This is a genomic window from Rhodococcus kronopolitis (assembly GCF_042654025.1).
GTDB classification, from domain to species: domain Bacteria; phylum Actinomycetota; class Actinomycetes; order Mycobacteriales; family Mycobacteriaceae; genus Rhodococcus_G; species Rhodococcus_G kronopolitis.
This window is the reverse complement of sequence record NZ_JBHSFO010000001.1, coordinates 459,433-473,573: the sequence shown is the minus strand read 5'-3', so window position 1 is coordinate 473,573 and position 14,141 is coordinate 459,433. Positions and strand designations below refer to the sequence as shown.

17 protein-coding genes are annotated in these 14,141 nt (G+C 70.0%); 7 read left to right on the top strand and 10 right to left on the bottom strand.

The features are described from left to right. Positions 1 to 86: 86 nt before the first annotated feature. Positions 87 to 1,328, top strand: coding sequence for a fatty acid desaturase family protein (locus ACFO6S_RS02170; RefSeq protein ID WP_378413667.1), 1,242 nt, complete (start codon positions 87 to 89; stop codon positions 1,326 to 1,328). Positions 1,329 to 1,779: 451 nt separating this feature from the next. Here ACFO6S_RS02170 and rsgA read toward each other — a convergent pair whose 3' ends face one another. Together rsgA and aroA are read right to left on the bottom strand one after the other, a co-directional pair. Continuing rightward, the gene (rsgA, locus tag ACFO6S_RS02165) at positions 1,780 to 2,826 is read right to left on the bottom strand and encodes a ribosome small subunit-dependent GTPase A (protein ID WP_378414064.1); all 1,047 of its coding nucleotides are present in this window, start codon (positions 2,824 to 2,826) and stop codon (positions 1,780 to 1,782) included. Continuing rightward, positions 2,787 to 4,079: a 3-phosphoshikimate 1-carboxyvinyltransferase gene (gene aroA, locus ACFO6S_RS02160; protein WP_378413665.1), complete on the bottom strand. Its 1,293-nt coding sequence runs from the start codon at positions 4,077 to 4,079 to the stop codon at positions 2,787 to 2,789. The genes rsgA and aroA overlap by 40 nt, the downstream gene beginning before the upstream one ends. 47 nt (positions 4,080 to 4,126) lie before the next feature. Between aroA and ACFO6S_RS02155 the strand changes: the two genes are divergently transcribed. Next, positions 4,127 to 4,924: an SOS response-associated peptidase gene (locus tag ACFO6S_RS02155; protein ID WP_378413663.1), complete on the top strand. Its 798-nt coding sequence runs from the start codon at positions 4,127 to 4,129 to the stop codon at positions 4,922 to 4,924. Here ACFO6S_RS02155 and ACFO6S_RS02150 read toward each other — a convergent pair. Both ACFO6S_RS02150 and ybaK read right to left on the bottom strand, forming a co-directional pair. Further along, positions 4,911 to 5,915: an LLM class flavin-dependent oxidoreductase gene (locus ACFO6S_RS02150; protein WP_378413661.1), complete on the bottom strand. Its 1,005-nt coding sequence runs from the start codon at positions 5,913 to 5,915 to the stop codon at positions 4,911 to 4,913. The two genes, ACFO6S_RS02155 and ACFO6S_RS02150, sit on opposite strands and share 14 nt — an antisense overlap. Positions 5,916 to 5,990: 75 nt before the next feature. Then, positions 5,991 to 6,485, bottom strand: a complete 495-nt coding sequence (gene ybaK / locus ACFO6S_RS02145) for a Cys-tRNA(Pro) deacylase (protein ID WP_378413659.1) — start codon at positions 6,483 to 6,485, stop codon at positions 5,991 to 5,993. Positions 6,486 to 6,723: 238 nt separating this feature from the next. Here ybaK and ACFO6S_RS02140 point away from each other — a divergent pair, with 238 nt between their 5' ends. Both ACFO6S_RS02140 and rsrA read left to right on the top strand, forming a co-directional pair. Then, on the top strand, positions 6,724 to 7,413 hold the full coding sequence (locus tag ACFO6S_RS02140) for a sigma-70 family RNA polymerase sigma factor (protein ID WP_378413657.1): 690 nt from the start codon (positions 6,724 to 6,726) through the stop codon (positions 7,411 to 7,413). Then, the gene (rsrA, locus tag ACFO6S_RS02135; RefSeq protein ID WP_378413654.1) at positions 7,410 to 7,691 is read left to right on the top strand and encodes a mycothiol system anti-sigma-R factor; all 282 of its coding nucleotides are present in this window, start codon (positions 7,410 to 7,412) and stop codon (positions 7,689 to 7,691) included. Before ACFO6S_RS02140 ends, rsrA begins: the two co-directional genes overlap by 4 nt. A 67-nt stretch (positions 7,692 to 7,758) precedes the next feature. Here the strand turns inward: rsrA and ACFO6S_RS02130 are convergent, their stop codons facing one another. The 3 genes from ACFO6S_RS02130 to ACFO6S_RS02120 all read right to left on the bottom strand — a co-directional run bounded on the left by ACFO6S_RS02130 (position 7,759) and on the right by ACFO6S_RS02120 (position 9,784). Beyond that, positions 7,759 to 8,448, bottom strand: coding sequence for a hypothetical protein (locus ACFO6S_RS02130; protein ID WP_378413652.1), 690 nt, complete (start codon positions 8,446 to 8,448; stop codon positions 7,759 to 7,761). A 249-nt stretch (positions 8,449 to 8,697) separates the two neighbouring features. After that, positions 8,698 to 9,402, bottom strand: coding sequence for a hypothetical protein (locus tag ACFO6S_RS02125; protein ID WP_378413650.1), 705 nt, complete (start codon positions 9,400 to 9,402; stop codon positions 8,698 to 8,700). A gap of 307 nt (positions 9,403 to 9,709) precedes the next feature. Next, positions 9,710 to 9,784 (bottom strand): 50S ribosomal protein bL37, encoded by a 75-nt coding sequence (locus ACFO6S_RS02120; RefSeq protein ID WP_095413260.1) that lies wholly within the window; start codon positions 9,782 to 9,784, stop codon positions 9,710 to 9,712. A gap of 94 nt (positions 9,785 to 9,878) precedes the next feature. Between ACFO6S_RS02120 and ACFO6S_RS02115 the strand changes: the two genes are divergently transcribed. Both ACFO6S_RS02115 and ACFO6S_RS02110 read left to right on the top strand, forming a co-directional pair. Further along, on the top strand, positions 9,879 to 10,094 hold the full coding sequence (locus tag ACFO6S_RS02115; protein ID WP_378413648.1) for a biotin/lipoyl-binding carrier protein: 216 nt from the start codon (positions 9,879 to 9,881) through the stop codon (positions 10,092 to 10,094). A 21-nt stretch (positions 10,095 to 10,115) separates the two neighbouring features. Continuing rightward, entirely contained in the window at positions 10,116 to 11,630 is a 1,515-nt protein-coding gene (locus ACFO6S_RS02110; RefSeq protein ID WP_378413646.1) for a sensor histidine kinase, read from the top strand. A gap of 89 nt (positions 11,631 to 11,719) precedes the next feature. Here ACFO6S_RS02110 and ACFO6S_RS02105 read toward each other — a convergent pair whose 3' ends face one another. Together ACFO6S_RS02105 and ACFO6S_RS02100 are read right to left on the bottom strand one after the other, a co-directional pair. Next, positions 11,720 to 11,974 (bottom strand): WhiB family transcriptional regulator, encoded by a 255-nt coding sequence (locus tag ACFO6S_RS02105; RefSeq protein ID WP_378413644.1) that lies wholly within the window; start codon positions 11,972 to 11,974, stop codon positions 11,720 to 11,722. Positions 11,975 to 12,240: 266 nt separating this feature from the next. After that, entirely contained in the window at positions 12,241 to 13,197 is a 957-nt protein-coding gene (locus ACFO6S_RS02100) for a diacylglycerol/lipid kinase family protein (RefSeq protein ID WP_378413642.1), read from the bottom strand. A gap of 33 nt (positions 13,198 to 13,230) precedes the next feature. Between ACFO6S_RS02100 and ACFO6S_RS02095 the strand changes: the two genes are divergently transcribed. After that, positions 13,231 to 13,668, top strand: a complete 438-nt coding sequence (locus ACFO6S_RS02095; RefSeq protein ID WP_378413640.1) for a hypothetical protein — start codon at positions 13,231 to 13,233, stop codon at positions 13,666 to 13,668. Here ACFO6S_RS02095 and ACFO6S_RS02090 read toward each other — a convergent pair. Further along, complete coding sequence (locus tag ACFO6S_RS02090; protein WP_378413638.1) at positions 13,665 to 14,135, bottom strand: GNAT family N-acetyltransferase; 471 nt, start codon at positions 14,133 to 14,135, stop codon at positions 13,665 to 13,667. The two genes, ACFO6S_RS02095 and ACFO6S_RS02090, sit on opposite strands and share 4 nt — an antisense overlap. Positions 14,136 to 14,141 lie beyond the last annotated feature (6 nt).

The window sequence follows — 14,141 nt, the reverse complement described above, 5'->3', positions numbered from 1 at the left end:
CACTCCGGTCGGACCAACCTACGGGGCCGTAACTTACGGTAGGGTAGGTGCCGTTAACTGTTACGCCAACCGGCCGGGAGAACGCGATGGCAATTGCCGACGTCAAGGAGTACGCGCACCTCACCGAGGCGGACGTGGAGGCCCTCGGCTGGGAGCTCGACGCGATTCGCCGCGACATCGAGGCCTCGCGCGGTGAGCGGGACGCGAAGTACCTGCGCAACACGATCAGGTTCCAGCGTGGACTCGAGGTCAGCGCCCGGGCACTGCTGCTCGGCAGTCGCAAGCGGCCGCTGTGGCTCGCAGGCGCCGGCATGCTCGGCGTCGCCAAGATCATCGAGAACATGGAACTCGGTCACAACATCATGCACGGCCAGTGGGACTGGATGAACGACCCCGAGGTGCACTCGAGCACCTGGGAGTGGGACGTCAACGGCCCGTCCGCTCACTGGAAGCAGACCCACAACTACATCCACCACAAGTACACCAACGTCCTCGGCATGGACGACGACGTGGGATACGGCCTGCTGCGCGTCACGCGGGACCAGCGGTGGAAGCCGTTCAACCTGGCGAACGTGCCGCTGAACACGCTGCTGGCACTGTTCTTCGAGTGGGGCATCGCCGCCCAGCACCTCGAGCTCGGCAAGGTCGCCAAGGGTCGCGTGGACATGGACGAGTTCCGGGTCAAGCGCGCCGAGGTGGTCGAGAAGATCGGCAAGCAGGCGCTCAAGGACTACGTGCTGTTCCCGGCGCTGACCGGCAGGGCGTGGAAGAGCACGCTCACCGCGAACTTCACCGCGAACGTGATCCGCAACGTCTGGACCAACGCGATCATCTTCTGCGGGCACTTCCCGGACGGTGCGGAGAAGTTCACCAAGGCCGACATCGACAGCGAGACGCACGCGCAGTGGTACCTGCGTCAGATGCTGGGCAGCGCGAACATCAGCGGCGGCCGGACCTTGGACTTCATGTCCGGGAACCTGAGCTACCAGATCGAGCACCACCTGTTCCCGGACCTGCCCAGCAACCGGCTGCGCGAGATCTCGGTGCGGGTGCAGGCGCTCTGCGAGAAGTACGACCTGCCCTACACCACAGGAAATTTCGCGCTGCAGTACGGCAAGTCATGGCGGACCATCGCGAAGTTGTCGCTGCCCAACAAGTACCTGGTGGGCACCACCGACGACGCGCCGGAGACGGCGTCGGAGCGCAAGTGGGAGGGCCGGGAGGCGGTACTGACCGTGGATCCGCAGACCGGCCGCAGTCGCGGCCTGCGCACCGCGATCCGGGAGGCGAAGAAGGGCCGCGGCCTGCGGGCGTTGCTGCGCCGCTGAACCGTGCTCGGTCGACCGAGACGAAAGCGCCCCGCCCGGTGATCCGGGCGGGGCGCCTTCGTGACTGGGGCTGCGAAACCGGCGGTCTGCGGTGTCCGGAGTGCCTTGACAGCGGGGGCTGCGGCTTTCCGGAGCCGCACACCTGATGGTTGCGAACCCGTAACGGCGGAAGTGCGGCTAGGAGCCGATGACCGACGACCCGAAATTGAAGAGCGTTCCGAAGATGCTCATGACGTCGTCGATGATGGACGAGCCGGCCGTGGAACCATTCTGAATGATGTCTGAACTCATCTGAACTCCTTGTGTCTTGACGGTGAGATGGTGATCTCGAGATGTCTTGACCGGTGAGCTGATTCGAATCAGATTTGCGCTCGTACAGTGTAAGCACAGGGTTGCGAACCGATGTCGGCGATCTGCCGAACTTGCCCGAACCGTGATCTACGGGTCGGTGCTACCAGGATTCGTTCGAACCGAGCGCCACCAGCAGCAACCGCACCGCGCCGACCCGCCGAGCGGCCGCGCCGTCCAGTCGGTCCAGCGCGCACTCGGGATCGGCGGGCGGGCCGAGATGGGTGCAGCCGCGCGGGCAGTCCTCGATGGTGGCGGCCAGGTCCGTGAAGGCGCCCATCACGTCGTCCGGGGAGATGTGTGCGAGTCCGAACGAGCGGATGCCGGGGGTGTCGACCACCCAGCCCCGGTTGCCCTGCTCGCCCTCCGGCGCGGGCAGCGGCAGCGCCACCGACTGGGTGGAGGTGTGTCGGCCCTTGCCCACCCCGGACACCACCCCGGTGGCCCGGAATGCGTCGGGGACAAGGCGATTGACGAGGGTGGACTTGCCCACCCCGGAGTGGCCGATCAGCGCGGTGAGCCGGCCGTCCAGCACCTCGCGTACCTGGTCGAGCGGGTCCTGCTGGCCCGCGAGCACCACCGGCACGTCCAGGTCCGCGAATGCGGCCGCGAACTCCGCGTGGTCGGCGAGGTCGCCCTTGGTCAGGCACAGGACCGGGGACAGCCCGCCCACGTAGGCCGCGACCAGGGCGCGCTCGACGAATCCGGTGCGCGGCGGCGGGTCGGCCAGCGCGACGACGATCAGCAGCTGGGCGGCGTTGGCGACCACCACCCGCTCGTACGGGTCGGTGTCGTCGGCGGTGCGGCGCAGCACCGTCGCCCGCTCCTCGACGCGGACGATCCGGGCCAGGGTGTCGGTGCGCCCGGAGGTGTCGCCGACGATGCCCACCCGGTCCCCGACGACGATCGGCGTGCGGCCCAGTTCGCGGGCCCGCATGGCGACCACGGGCCGGGTCGGGTCGCCGTCGAGCACGCAGCCCCACCGGCCGCGGTCCACCGCGACCACCATCGCGCTCTCGGCCGACTTGTGCTCGGGCCGGGTCTTGGTGCGCGGACGGGTGCCCTTGCCCGGGCGCACCCGGACATCGGACTCGTCGTAACGCCGGGTACTCAGGAGGACGCCCCGATCGGTGCCAGCATGGTCGCCCAGAGGTCCTCGAACCCGGGCAGGGTCTTGGCGGTGGTGCCGATGTCCTCGACCTCGACGCCGGGAACCACCAACCCGAGGATCGCCCCCGCGGTCGCCATCCGGTGGTCGGCGTACGACCGCCAGGTGCCGGCGCGCAGCGCCCGTGGCTCGATCCGGAGCCCGTCGTCGGTCTCGGTGACCACGCCGCCGAGACCGTTGATCTCGGCGGAAAGTGCTGCCAGACGGTCGGTTTCGTGTCCGCGCAGGTGGGCGATGCCGCGCAGGGTGGACGGCCCGTCGGCCAGGGCGGCCAGCGCGGCGACCGTCGGGGTGAGCTCGCCGATGTCGTGCAGGTCCACGTCGAGGCCGCGCAGTCGTCGCGGTCCCCGGACGGTGAGCAGGCCGTCGCGGAGCGAGACCTCGGCGCCCATCTCGGTGAGGATGCCGCGGATCGCGTCGCCCGGCTGGGTGGTCGAGGCCGGCCACATCGGCACGCTCACGGCGCCACCGGTGACGGCCGCCGCGGCCAGGAACGGGGTGGCGTTGGACAGGTCCGGCTCGACCACCCAGTCGACGGCGGCGACGGGCCCGGGCAGCACCCGCCAGGTGTTCGCCTCGCCGTCGGCGGGCGTCTGCACCCGCACCCCGGCCTGCCGGAGCATCTCGACGGTCATGTCGATGTGCGGCATCGAGGGGACCGACTCGCCGTTGTGGCGGACGGTGACGCCGTGCTCGAACCGGGCGGCGCCGAGCAGCAGCCCGGAGACGAACTGGGACGAGCCCGACGCGTCGATGGTGACCTCGCCGCCGGGCACGGCGCCGTGGCCGCGGACCGTGAACGGCAGTGCGTCGCCGTCGATCTCGACGCCGAGGCCGCGCAGGCCGTCGAGGATGGTGCTCAGCGGCCGGGTCCGGGCCTGCTCGTCGCCGTCGAAGGCGACCACGCCGTCGGCCAGCGCCGCGACCGGCGGCAGGAACCGCATCACGGTGCCAGCCAGGCCGCAGTCCACGGTGGCGGCGCGCATCGGACCGGGGCTCACCCGCAGCGTGGTGGCGTCGCCTGCCTCGTCGATCGACACCCCCAGGCCCCGCAGCGCGTCGATCATCAGGTCGGTGTCCCGGCTGCGCAGCGCGCCGGTGACGGTGGACGGACCGTCGGCGATCGCCGCCAGGATCAACGCGCGGTTGGTGATCGACTTCGACCCCGGCAGCGTCACGGACGCGTGCACGGGCGACTGCGCGACGGGCGCTCTCCACAGGCTCACGTGCACCATCTTCCCGCATCGGGGCGCGTGTCGGTGCGGGGGGACACAATGGTCACATGTGCGGCAGGTATGCGACGACGGTCGACCCGGCACTGCTGGCGGTCGAACTGGACGCGATCGACGAGACGAGGTCGGGCACCCGGGTGCCCGAGGAGCGGCACGAGGCGGCCAACTACAACGTGGCGCCGACCGATCCGGTCCTCGCGGTGGTGAGCAGGCACTCGCGCGAGCACCCGGACGACGCCCCGCGACGGCGGATCCGGCGGATGCGCTGGGGCCTGGTGCCGTCGTGGACGAAGGCCGACGAGCAGGGTCGGCCGGTCCGCTCGGCGCCGCTGATCAACGCCCGCGCCGACACCGCCGCGAGCAAGCCGGCCTTCCGGACCGCGCTGACCCGCACGCGGTGCCTGGTGCCGATGGACGGCTGGTACGAGTGGGTTCTCGAGCCGTCGGCCGCGGGCAAGGCGGTCAAGGTGCCGTACTTCATGACCCCGACGGACGGCAGCAGGCTCTACGCGGCCGGGCTGTGGTCGGTGTGGCACGACCGGGCCGCGAGCTCGTCGTCGCCGCTGCTGAGCTGCACGATCCTGACCACCGACGCGGTGGGGGAGCTGACCGGCGTGCACGACCGGATGCCGCTGGTACTGGGCGACGGGCAGTGGGACCGGTGGCTGGACCCGGATGCGGAGCCGGACGCGGAGCTGCTGGCGGGGCCGTCCGCCGCCGAGGTGGCCGGCATCGAGATCCGGCGCGTCTCGCAGCGGGTGAACAGCGTCGCCAACGACGGACCGGACCTGATCGCCCCCGCCGACCCGGTGGGGCCGGCGGTGGGCGAGCAGATCAGCCTGCTGTGACGGGGGCCGGAGTGAGGTCGCTGACCTCGGCGAGCAGCTCCAGCGAACGCAGCCAGGCCTGCCGGTCCGGCGCGGACGAGACCACCATCAGTTCGTCGGCGTCGGCCAGCTCGGTGAACTCGTCCAGGTAGTCACGGACCCGGTCCGGCGTGCCGACGGCGGTGTACTTGGCCATCTGCAGCACCTGCTGGCCGGCCGGGGCGTCCAGGATCATGTCGGCCTCGTCGGTGGTGAACTTCCGGCCACGGCCGATCAGCAGGCTGACCCGCTTGCGCTTGGCGTCGAGGAACAGCGACTGCGCCTGCTCGTCGGTCTCGGCCGCGATGACGTTGACGCCTGCGATCACGTGGGGCGCGGCGAGCTGGGCCGACGGCTGGAACTCGCGGCGGTAGATCGCGACCGCGTCGCGCAGCGCGTTGGGGGCGAAGTGCGAGGCGAACGCGTAGGGCAGGCCCAGGGCCGCGGCCAGCTTCGCCCCGAACAGCGACGAGCCGAGGATGTACAGCGGCACGTTCGTGCCCTTGCCCGGCGTCGCCTCGATGCCGGGGATCCGGGTCGGTCCGGTCAGGTAGCCCTGGAGTTCGAGCACGTCCTGCGGGAACGACTCGGCGGAGGAGGGGTCGCGGCGCAGCGCCCGCATGGTCTGCTGATCGCTGCCGGGTGCCCGCCCGAGGCCGAGGTCGATCCGCCCGGGGTGCAGCGACTCCAGGGTGCCGAACTGCTCGGCGATGGTCAGCGGGGCGTGGTTGGGCAGCATGATGCCGCCGGCGCCGAGCCGGATCCGTTCGGTGTTCGCGGCGATGTGCGCGATCAGCACGCTGGTCGCCGACGACGCGATCGAGCCCATGTTGTGGTGCTCGGCGTACCAGATCCGGTCGTAGCCCCAGCGCTCCGCGTGCTGCGCCATCTCCACGCTGTGGCGGAAGCTGTCGCCTGCGGTCTCACCCTCGTCGATGTGCGCCAGGTCGAGGATGGACAGGGGGACATTCACGGGCGGTACCGACTTTCGTTGACGGGAGTGTTCGTTGCGTAGTGCAACGGTGTCGGGTGCGGTCGGTATTCCGGCTCAGCCGGCGGCGATCGGCGCGAGCACGGCGCCGGTGAGGCGGACCAGGTCGGCGGGGTCCAGGTCGATCTCGAGGCCGCGGCGGCCGGCGCTGCACAGCATCCGGTCCCAGCCGGTGGCCGAGGCGTCGACGACCGTCGGCAGCGGCTTGCGCTGGCCGAGCGGGGAGATGCCGCCGAGTACGTAGCCGGTGGACCGCTGGGCGTCGGCCGCCTCCGCCATCACCGCCTTGCCGGCACCCAGTGCCGCCGCGACGGCCTTGAGCGAGAGCTTCTCGGGCACCGGCAGCACCGCGACCGCGAGCCTGCTGTCGGAGGTCTTGACCACCAGCGTCTTGAAGATCTGTCCGGGCTGCAGGCCCAGCCTGCCGGCCAGCGCATCGACCGCCTCCGTGCCGTACGACGCGCTGCCGGGGTCGTGCTCGTAGCTGTGTACCTGGAAGGCGACCTTTGCCTTGCTCAGAGCCTGGGTCGCGGGGGTTGCGGAGCCTGCCATGCGGGTCAGCCTAGTTTCGCCGGGAACACCCGCCGCCGAGGAGGCGTTGCACCCGGCAGCGACACGACCGAGCTGCGCTCGGAGCGACACGACCGAACCGAACGAAGGAGTCCACGTGGCGGTGCTGTGCGAGGTGCGACCCCCGGGTCTGTCCGCCGATTCGGGTCTGTCGGTCGACACCGGCCGGTCGGTGGGCACGGATCGGGAGGGGGGCGCGGTAGCCTGGGGCCCTATCTCGATGGAGGGGATCAGCGTGTCTGACGACCGGCCCGAACCAGGCCACGGCTCACTTCCGGTGGACTCGATCCCGGTGGACGAGTCGAGCGAGCAGCTGACCGCGCGTTTCGAACGCGACGCGCTGCCGATGCTGGACCAGCTCTACGGCGCCGCGCTGCGGATGACCCGTAACCCCGCCGACGCGGAGGACCTGGTCCAGGAGACGTTCATCAAGGCCTACACGGCGTTCCGGTCGTTCAAGGAGGGCACCAACCTCAAGGCCTGGCTGTACCGGATCCTGACCAACACCTACATCAACTCCTACCGCAAGAAGCAGCGGCAGCCGGCGCAGTACCCGACCGACGAGATCACCGACTGGCAGCTCGCCGCGACGGCCGAGCACACCTCGACCGGGCTGCGGTCCGCCGAGGTGGAGGCGCTGGACCTGCTGCCCGACGACGACATCAAGGCCGCGCTGCAGGAGCTGCCGGAGGACTTCCGGATGGCGGTGTACTACGCCGACGTCGAGGGCTTCCCTTACAAGGAGATCGCCGAGATCATGGGCACCCCGATCGGGACCGTGATGTCGCGGCTGCATCGCGGTCGCAAGCAACTGCGCGGACTGCTCGCCGACGTGGCGCGCGAACGCGGCTTCAACCGGAGCGGCGCCGCAGCGTCGACCGAAGACCAGGAGCAGGAGGCGACCCGGTGAGCGAGCAGGACGAATTCGAGCAGCTGGACTGCTCCGCGGTGATCGCGGACGTGTGGCTGATGCTCGACAACGAGTGTGACCACGCCACCCGCGCCCGGCTGCAACGGCACATCGAGGACTGCGGGTCCTGCCTGGCCGCCTACGGCATCGAGGAGAAGGTGAAGTCACTGGTCAACCGCAAGTGCGGCGGCGACCACGCCCCGGACGGGCTGCGCGAGCGGCTGCGGATTCAGCTGCGTCAGACCACGATCGTCACCTGGGTCGATCCGGGACAGTAGACAGACGACGCCGTACGGCGAGGGCCGCCCGGGGATTGCCGGGCGGCCCTCACCGGGGCGGGTGGGTTCAGCTCCCGAAGAACGCTTCCATCGAGCCTGCGGGGTCGCTGGGGGCCAGGCAGCCGAGTGCGCAGGTCACGGTGACGCCCGTCGGGCGCCAGTCGAGGGGCTCGAGGCCGTCGGAGTGGACCGTCAGTGAGGCCTTGATGTTCGACGGGGAGGCTGCTTGACCCGCCCATTCGCAACCTATGCTGACTCCTCCTACTTCTCTGGCGTTCCTGAATTCATGGACGGTGTCGTACGTGACGGTTGTTCCTGCCGCAGGGTCGACGGTCCACGACCCGACAGCCGGGTAGTCGTTGCCCCAGTCGTCATATCGCATCGACTCGGTCACGCGCTCACCCGAATCGTTTGTGTACGTCACGGTTCCGGACTCCGCCGTCATCCAGGTGCCCGTGCAGCCCACCAGATCCCAGATAGATTCGTCGATCCCGGTGACCTGGCGTGCCGGGCCGTCGGTTGCGGAGACGGTGGTTCGGTAGTGAACCTCGTCGCCGACGTATCCGGTGCTGTTGCCGATGATTTCGTGGGTGACGGTCAGGTTGTCGTGGGTGGTGGTCGCGCGCGTGGTGTCCGCGGCCGACCCGGTAACGGCGGACTGGGCGGCGGCGATACCGGTGACGCCGGTGGCGAGTAGTGCGGTGGCCGCGGCGGTGACGGCGAGGCGGGCGACGGTGTGTCGGCGGGTGGGGGGCACTGGTTCTCCTGGGTGAGTGGTCGTCCGTGGACAGCGGCGGAGGCGCGAAACGTACCGAACGGTCCCCCGGCCGCGTGCGAGTCATCGTAGGGGGCGGGGGCGACGGGTGTCGCGAAACGTGAAAAGTGTTCTGTCAAACAGTATTTCGGTTGTCTCGCTCCGCTTGCAGCGCGACCGACGATCTGGACGTCCAGTTCGGCAGAGACGGTGAGGGCCGCCCGGGGATTCCCGGGCGGCCCTTGTCTGCGATCAGCTCTGCGAGGTGAGTGCCTCGAAGGGTACGAGGATCGGGGCGAGCGGCCAGAGGCCCGAGCAGTCGAGGATGCAGGCGGCCTGCACCCCCGTCGGGTTCCAGTCGAGGGCGCCCAGGCCGGTGGCGTCGACGGTCACCGAACTGTTCACGGCCTCCAGGTCGACGCACGGTCCGGGGCAGGGCGTCGTGGGACCGAGGCCCACCTTCGGGTTGGTCCACGTGTAGGTGGTCTCGTGGACGACGGTGGCGCCCGTGCCGGCGTCGACCGGCCACGACCCGGTGACGGTGCCGATGCCGGACGGAGCCAGGGCGTCGGTGACCCGCGCACCCGTCGGGCCGGTGTAGGTGAGCTTTCCCGAGACCTCTGTGAGCAGCGTTCCGGTGTGTGGCTTGTCGACGAGCTCCTTGATGCGGGTGACGGTGCGCGCGGGGCCGTCGACGGCGGAGACCGTGGTGCGGAAGGTGAGGGTCTCGCCGGCGTGCCCGGTGTTCTTGCCGACGATCTCGCGGGTGACCGAGAGGTTGCCGTGGGCCTTGGTGGCGGTGGTGGTGAGGTCGGGGTTGTTCACCGTGGAGCCGAAGCCGTTGAGCAGGTCCGCCGATCCGGCGGCGCCTGCGACCGCGGAGCCGGTGAGAAGCAGGACGGCGGCCGTCGCCGCGGCGGCAGCGAGGGCGCGGGTGAGGATGATCGGACGGGACACGGATCTCCAATCGGTGGTGGCATGAGGATTGCGCCAGAAGGCCGGGCTCTGCATGCCCCCGCCGCGCCGACGATCGTATGCAGTGCCCTGTCCGTCCCGTGACTGAATTTGAAAAGTATTGTGTATAACCATATTTGGGTAACAGTGCGGACCGTCGGCCGATGGGCTCGAGGGGCCGCCACGCGCAGGACTGCCCGCGGCCGGCGGGGCGACGCCGGTTCTGGTGATCAGTGGGGGCCGGAACGCCGGAAGGGCCGGGACACCGTGTGGTGTCCCGGCCCTTCCGGGTGTTGCTACCTACGACGCGTCAGGCGTTGGGACGCTTGCCGTGGTTGGCCTTGTTGCCCTTACGGCTGCGCTTCTTGCGACCACGCTTACCCATGGTTGTCTCCTTCCCTCAGATCTCGCTCGTGGACATTCTTCCACGTGTGGTTGGCTGTACTTCCACTGGTGGGTCAATACAAGCGAGGTGCTCGATGGCAGAAGATGTGCGCGCCGAGATGGTTTCCACCGTCTACCAGGTTGTTGTCGCCGAGGGCGACGAGGTCAACGAGGGCGACACCCTCGTGATCCTGGAGTCGATGAAGATGGAGATCCCGGTGCTCGCGGAGGTGCCCGGCACGGTCACCTCCCTCGGGGTGAGCGTCGGCGACGTCATCCAGCAGGGCGACCTGATCGCCGTCATCTCCTGACCGGCGCGCGTACCTGCAGCGATGTCCACACTCAGTGACCTGCTCGCCGAGCACACCGACCTGCCCGGCGAGGCCGTCGACCACCTGCAGCGGGTGGTCGGGGACTGGCAGTTGCTCGCCGACCTGTCCTTCGCCGACGTGCTGCTCTGGGTCGCCGCCGATCGGGTCGACCCCGACGCGGCGGGCGTGGGCGAGGTGGTGTGCGTGGCGCAGTGCCGGCCGACCACCGCGCCGACCGCCTTCGCGGAGGACGCCGTCGGCTCGGTCGTCTCGGCCGACGAGCACCCGCACGTGCGCCAGGCCTTCGAGGAGTGGCGGATCGTCCGCGTCGCCGACGACCCCGCCGCGGCGGGCACCCCGGTGCGTCGCGAGGCCGTCCCGGTCCGGTGCGCAGGCGAGGTCATCGCCGTCCTGAGCCGCGACACCAACCCCACGCAGAAGCGGCAGTCCAGCCCGCTCGAGGTCGCCTACCTCGACTGCGCGGGCGAGCTGTGCCAGATGATCAGCGAGGGCACCTTCCCGGTGCCGGAGGAGCAGAGTGAGATCCTCTCCAGCCCGCGGGCGGGGGACGGGTTCATCCGGCTCGACACCGACGGGACGGTGATCTACGCCAGCCCGAACGCGCTGTCCGCGTACCACCGGATGGGGCTGACCACGACGAGCCTCAAGAGCCGCGACCTGCCTGCGGTGATGCGGACGCTCATCACCGACCCGTTCGACGCCCAGTACATCGCGGACGACATTCGGGGCGCGCTCGAGGGCAAGGCAGGCAAGCGGATGGAGGTGGAGGCGCGGGGCGCCACCGTGCTGCTCCGCACCCTGGTGCTGCGCCCCGGCGGGCAGCCGTCGGGTGCCGTGGTGCTGATCCGCGACGTCACGGAGGTCAAACGCCGGGACCGGGCGCTGCTGAGCAAGGACGCCACCATCCGGGAGATCCACCACCGGGTGAAGAACAACCTGCAGACGGTGGCGGCGCTGTTGCGGCTGCAGGCCCGGCGGACCGGCAACGACGAGGCGCGGCAGGCGCTCACCGAGTCGGTCCGGCGGGTCAGTTCGATCGCGCTGGTGCACGACACCCTGTCGATGTCGGTCGACGAGGAGGTCAACCTCGACGAGGTGGTCGACCGGTTGTCCCCGGTGATGGCGGACGTCGCGGGCGTCGGCAGCCCGGTGCAGATCCGTCGGGACGGCAGCTTCGGCGTCTTCCCGGCGGAGCGGGCGATGCCGCTGGTGATGGTGCTGACGGAACTGGTCCAGAACGCCATCGAGCACGCCTTCGATCCCGGGGTGCCCGGGACGGTGACGATGATCGTGCGGCGCTCGGCCCGCTGGCTGGACGTGGTCATCCACGACGACGGCAAGGGGTTGCCGCCCGGGTTCAGCCTCGACGGCTCGGACCGGCTCGGTCTGCAGATCGTCCGCACCCTGGTCTCCGCGGAACTCGACGGATCGGTGGGTCTGGAGGCGGCCGCCGCGGGCAACGGCACGGACGCGACGCTGCGGGTGCCGTTGGGTCGGCGGGCCGGCCGCGGCTGAGGCGACCGCACCCCGATCGCCTCCCGCGACGAGTAAGGCCCGGCACCACTGGGGTGCCGGGCCTTACTCGTGTACAGCGCGTGTGTCGGTCAGACCGTGGTGCGTGCGCGGGTGCGTGCGTTGCGACGCTTCAGGGCGCGACGCTCGTCCTCGCCCATGCCGCCCCAGACGCCCGCGTCCTGGCCGGACTCGAGGGCCCAGGCCAGGCAGTCCGCGGTCACGGGGCAGCGGTTGCACACCAGCTTGGCGTCCGCGATCTGAGCGATGGCCGGACCACTGTTTCCCACCGGGAAGAACAGTTCGGGATCCTCATCGCGACAGATTGCCTTGTGGCGCCAGTCCATGTCTGTAGCTCCTTTAACCGGGTGCGTGCCGCACCGCTTCGTTTCGTATCGCATCGTTCATGCGCTCGGTGGACGTTTGTTTCCACTCTGTTGCTTGTGAATGCTTTCACGAACAGGCTGGAAGTCAATAGAATTTGAGCACCTCGTGGGGTAACTCACTATCGAAATTCCGAAGCTGTGGTGTGCGTTACTTTCCACCCCGCCCGAGGTGGTTATGCACTAGTAGCGTAGAATTCCCATTCGATAATGTCCACGGTCGGCCGGTGTCATGCCCGGGCCGGGGCCACCACGGTCAACACGTCGGGGACCGCGACGAACTCCACGTCGGTGCGCATTCCGATGTAGTCGCCGTCCATCTGCAGGCCGATCGGCACGGTCGAACGGATGCGCACGCGGGGCACGTCGTCGGTGCGAAAGAGCTTGGCGGACTTCAGTTGTGCGCCGGGGGTCAGCATCTTCCGAATCAGCCGCAGGGTGGTCGTCAGGCTCATCGTCCGCATCGCGAAGACGCCGAGTCCGCTCTCGAAGGTGGTCTTCGGGTTCACCCGGACCGGCCGCGCGTTGAGGTAGGTCCACGGGCTCGAGTTCGAGACGAACGCGTAGTGCACGCCGTCCACCGGCTCGTGCCCCGGGGCCTGCACGGTGAGCGTCGGCGCCAGTCGCCGGTTCCGGAGGAAGGCGCGGACCGCGGTGCGGACGTAGCGGCCCGGCGTGGCCGCGTGCCCGTTGGCGCGGCTCGCGTCGATGGCCTCGCACACCTGCGCGTCGAATCCCATGCCGGCGTTGAAGGTGAACCAGCGGCCGTCGCAGTGGCCGAGCCCGACCCGCCGGCGCTCCCGGAGTTCGAGCAGCTCGATCAGCTGGTTGGTCGCGACGACCGGGTCGGCGTCGATGCCGAGGGAACGGGCGAACACATTCGCGGATCCGCCCGGTACGACGGCGACCAGCGGGGTCGGCCCGAAGGTCACCGCGCTCATGGTGTCGGGTTCGGGTGCGCCGAGGAGTCCGTTGACCACCTCGTTCACGGTCCCGTCGCCGCCGTGCACGATGATCAGCCGGACGCCCTCGAGACAGGCCCGTCGGGCGAGCTCCGCGGCGTGACCGCGATGCGTGGTGGTCACCACCCGCACCTCGACCCGGCTCGACAGCGCGTGCGCGAGGAGGTCGCGGGCCGCGGGAGTGGTGGAAGTCGCATTGGGGTTGACGATCAGCAGCGCACGCACGGGAAGCCACCCTAGCCCGGCTAGGCTGACGGCGTGTCCGAGCAACCGTCGTCCGTCCCGTCCGTCCTGCCGAACACCGTCCGCTGGGCGGGTGCGCTGGTGACCCTGGAGGGGGTCGTCGCGCTGGTACTCGCCGCGATCCTGGTCGTGCGCGGCCTGCAGGGGCACGACCAGAGCATCGCCAGCAGCTACGGCACGGCGGCCTGGGCGGGCATCCTCGGCGGCGGCGTGCTCGCAGGCGGCCTGGCGCTGCTGCGGGGCCACCGCTGGGGCCGGTCCCTCGCCGTGCTGGCCCAGCTGCTGCTGGTGCCGGTGGTGTGGTCGCTGCTGACCGGCTCCCACCAGCCGGTCTACGGCACGCTGCTGGGCATCGTGGTGGTGCCCGCGCTGCTGCTGCTGCTCAGCGGGCCGACCAGCGCCTGGATGGCCGACGCGTACGGCGACGAGGGCGCCGCGAAGGACGCCGACTAGCGTCCGCCCAGCTCCGCCAGCGGGGCACCGGAGAGTCGGTAGGTGGTCCACTCGTCCTGCGGCTGCGCGCCGAGCGAGTCGTAGAACTCGATCGACGGCGTGTTCCACTTGAGCACCGACCAGCTCAGCCGCGTGTACCCGCGCTCGACGCACTCCCTGGCCAGGGCGGTCAGCAGCGCCTTGCCGTGCCCGGCGCCCCGGAACTCGGGGCGCACGTAGAGGTCCTCGAGGTAGATCCCGTGCACGCCGTCCCAGGTGGAGAAGTTGCGGAACCACAGCGCCAGCCCGACCACCGCGTCGCCCTGCTGGGCCACGTGAGCGAACGCGGCCGGCGCGTCGCCGAACAGGGCCGTCGCGATCTGGGCCTCGGTGACCGTGCACTCGTCGCTGGCCTTCTCGTACTCGGCCAGGTCGTGGATCAGGGCGGTGATGGCTGCGACGTCGTCGGTGGTGGCCCGGCGGATCATCTGGTG

Coding starts and splice junctions, on each gene's coding strand:
- ACFO6S_RS02170 (WP_378413667.1), top strand. CDS start 87: ATGGCAATTGCCGACGTCAAGGAGTACGCGCACCTCACCGAGGCGGAC.
- aroA (WP_378413665.1), bottom strand. CDS start 4,079: ATGGTGCACGTGAGCCTGTGGAGAGCGCCCGTCGCGCAGTCGCCCGTG.
- ACFO6S_RS02155 (WP_378413663.1), top strand. CDS start 4,127: ATGTGCGGCAGGTATGCGACGACGGTCGACCCGGCACTGCTGGCGGTC.
- ybaK (WP_378413659.1), bottom strand. CDS start 6,485: ATGGCAGGCTCCGCAACCCCCGCGACCCAGGCTCTGAGCAAGGCAAAG.
- ACFO6S_RS02140 (WP_378413657.1), top strand. CDS start 6,724: ATGGAGGGGATCAGCGTGTCTGACGACCGGCCCGAACCAGGCCACGGC.
- ACFO6S_RS02115 (WP_378413648.1), top strand. CDS start 9,879: ATGGCAGAAGATGTGCGCGCCGAGATGGTTTCCACCGTCTACCAGGTT.
- ACFO6S_RS02110 (WP_378413646.1), top strand. CDS start 10,116: ATGTCCACACTCAGTGACCTGCTCGCCGAGCACACCGACCTGCCCGGC.
- ACFO6S_RS02105 (WP_378413644.1), bottom strand. CDS start 11,974: ATGGACTGGCGCCACAAGGCAATCTGTCGCGATGAGGATCCCGAACTG.
- ACFO6S_RS02090 (WP_378413638.1), bottom strand. CDS start 14,135: ATGATCCGCCGGGCCACCACCGACGACGTCGCAGCCATCACCGCCCTG.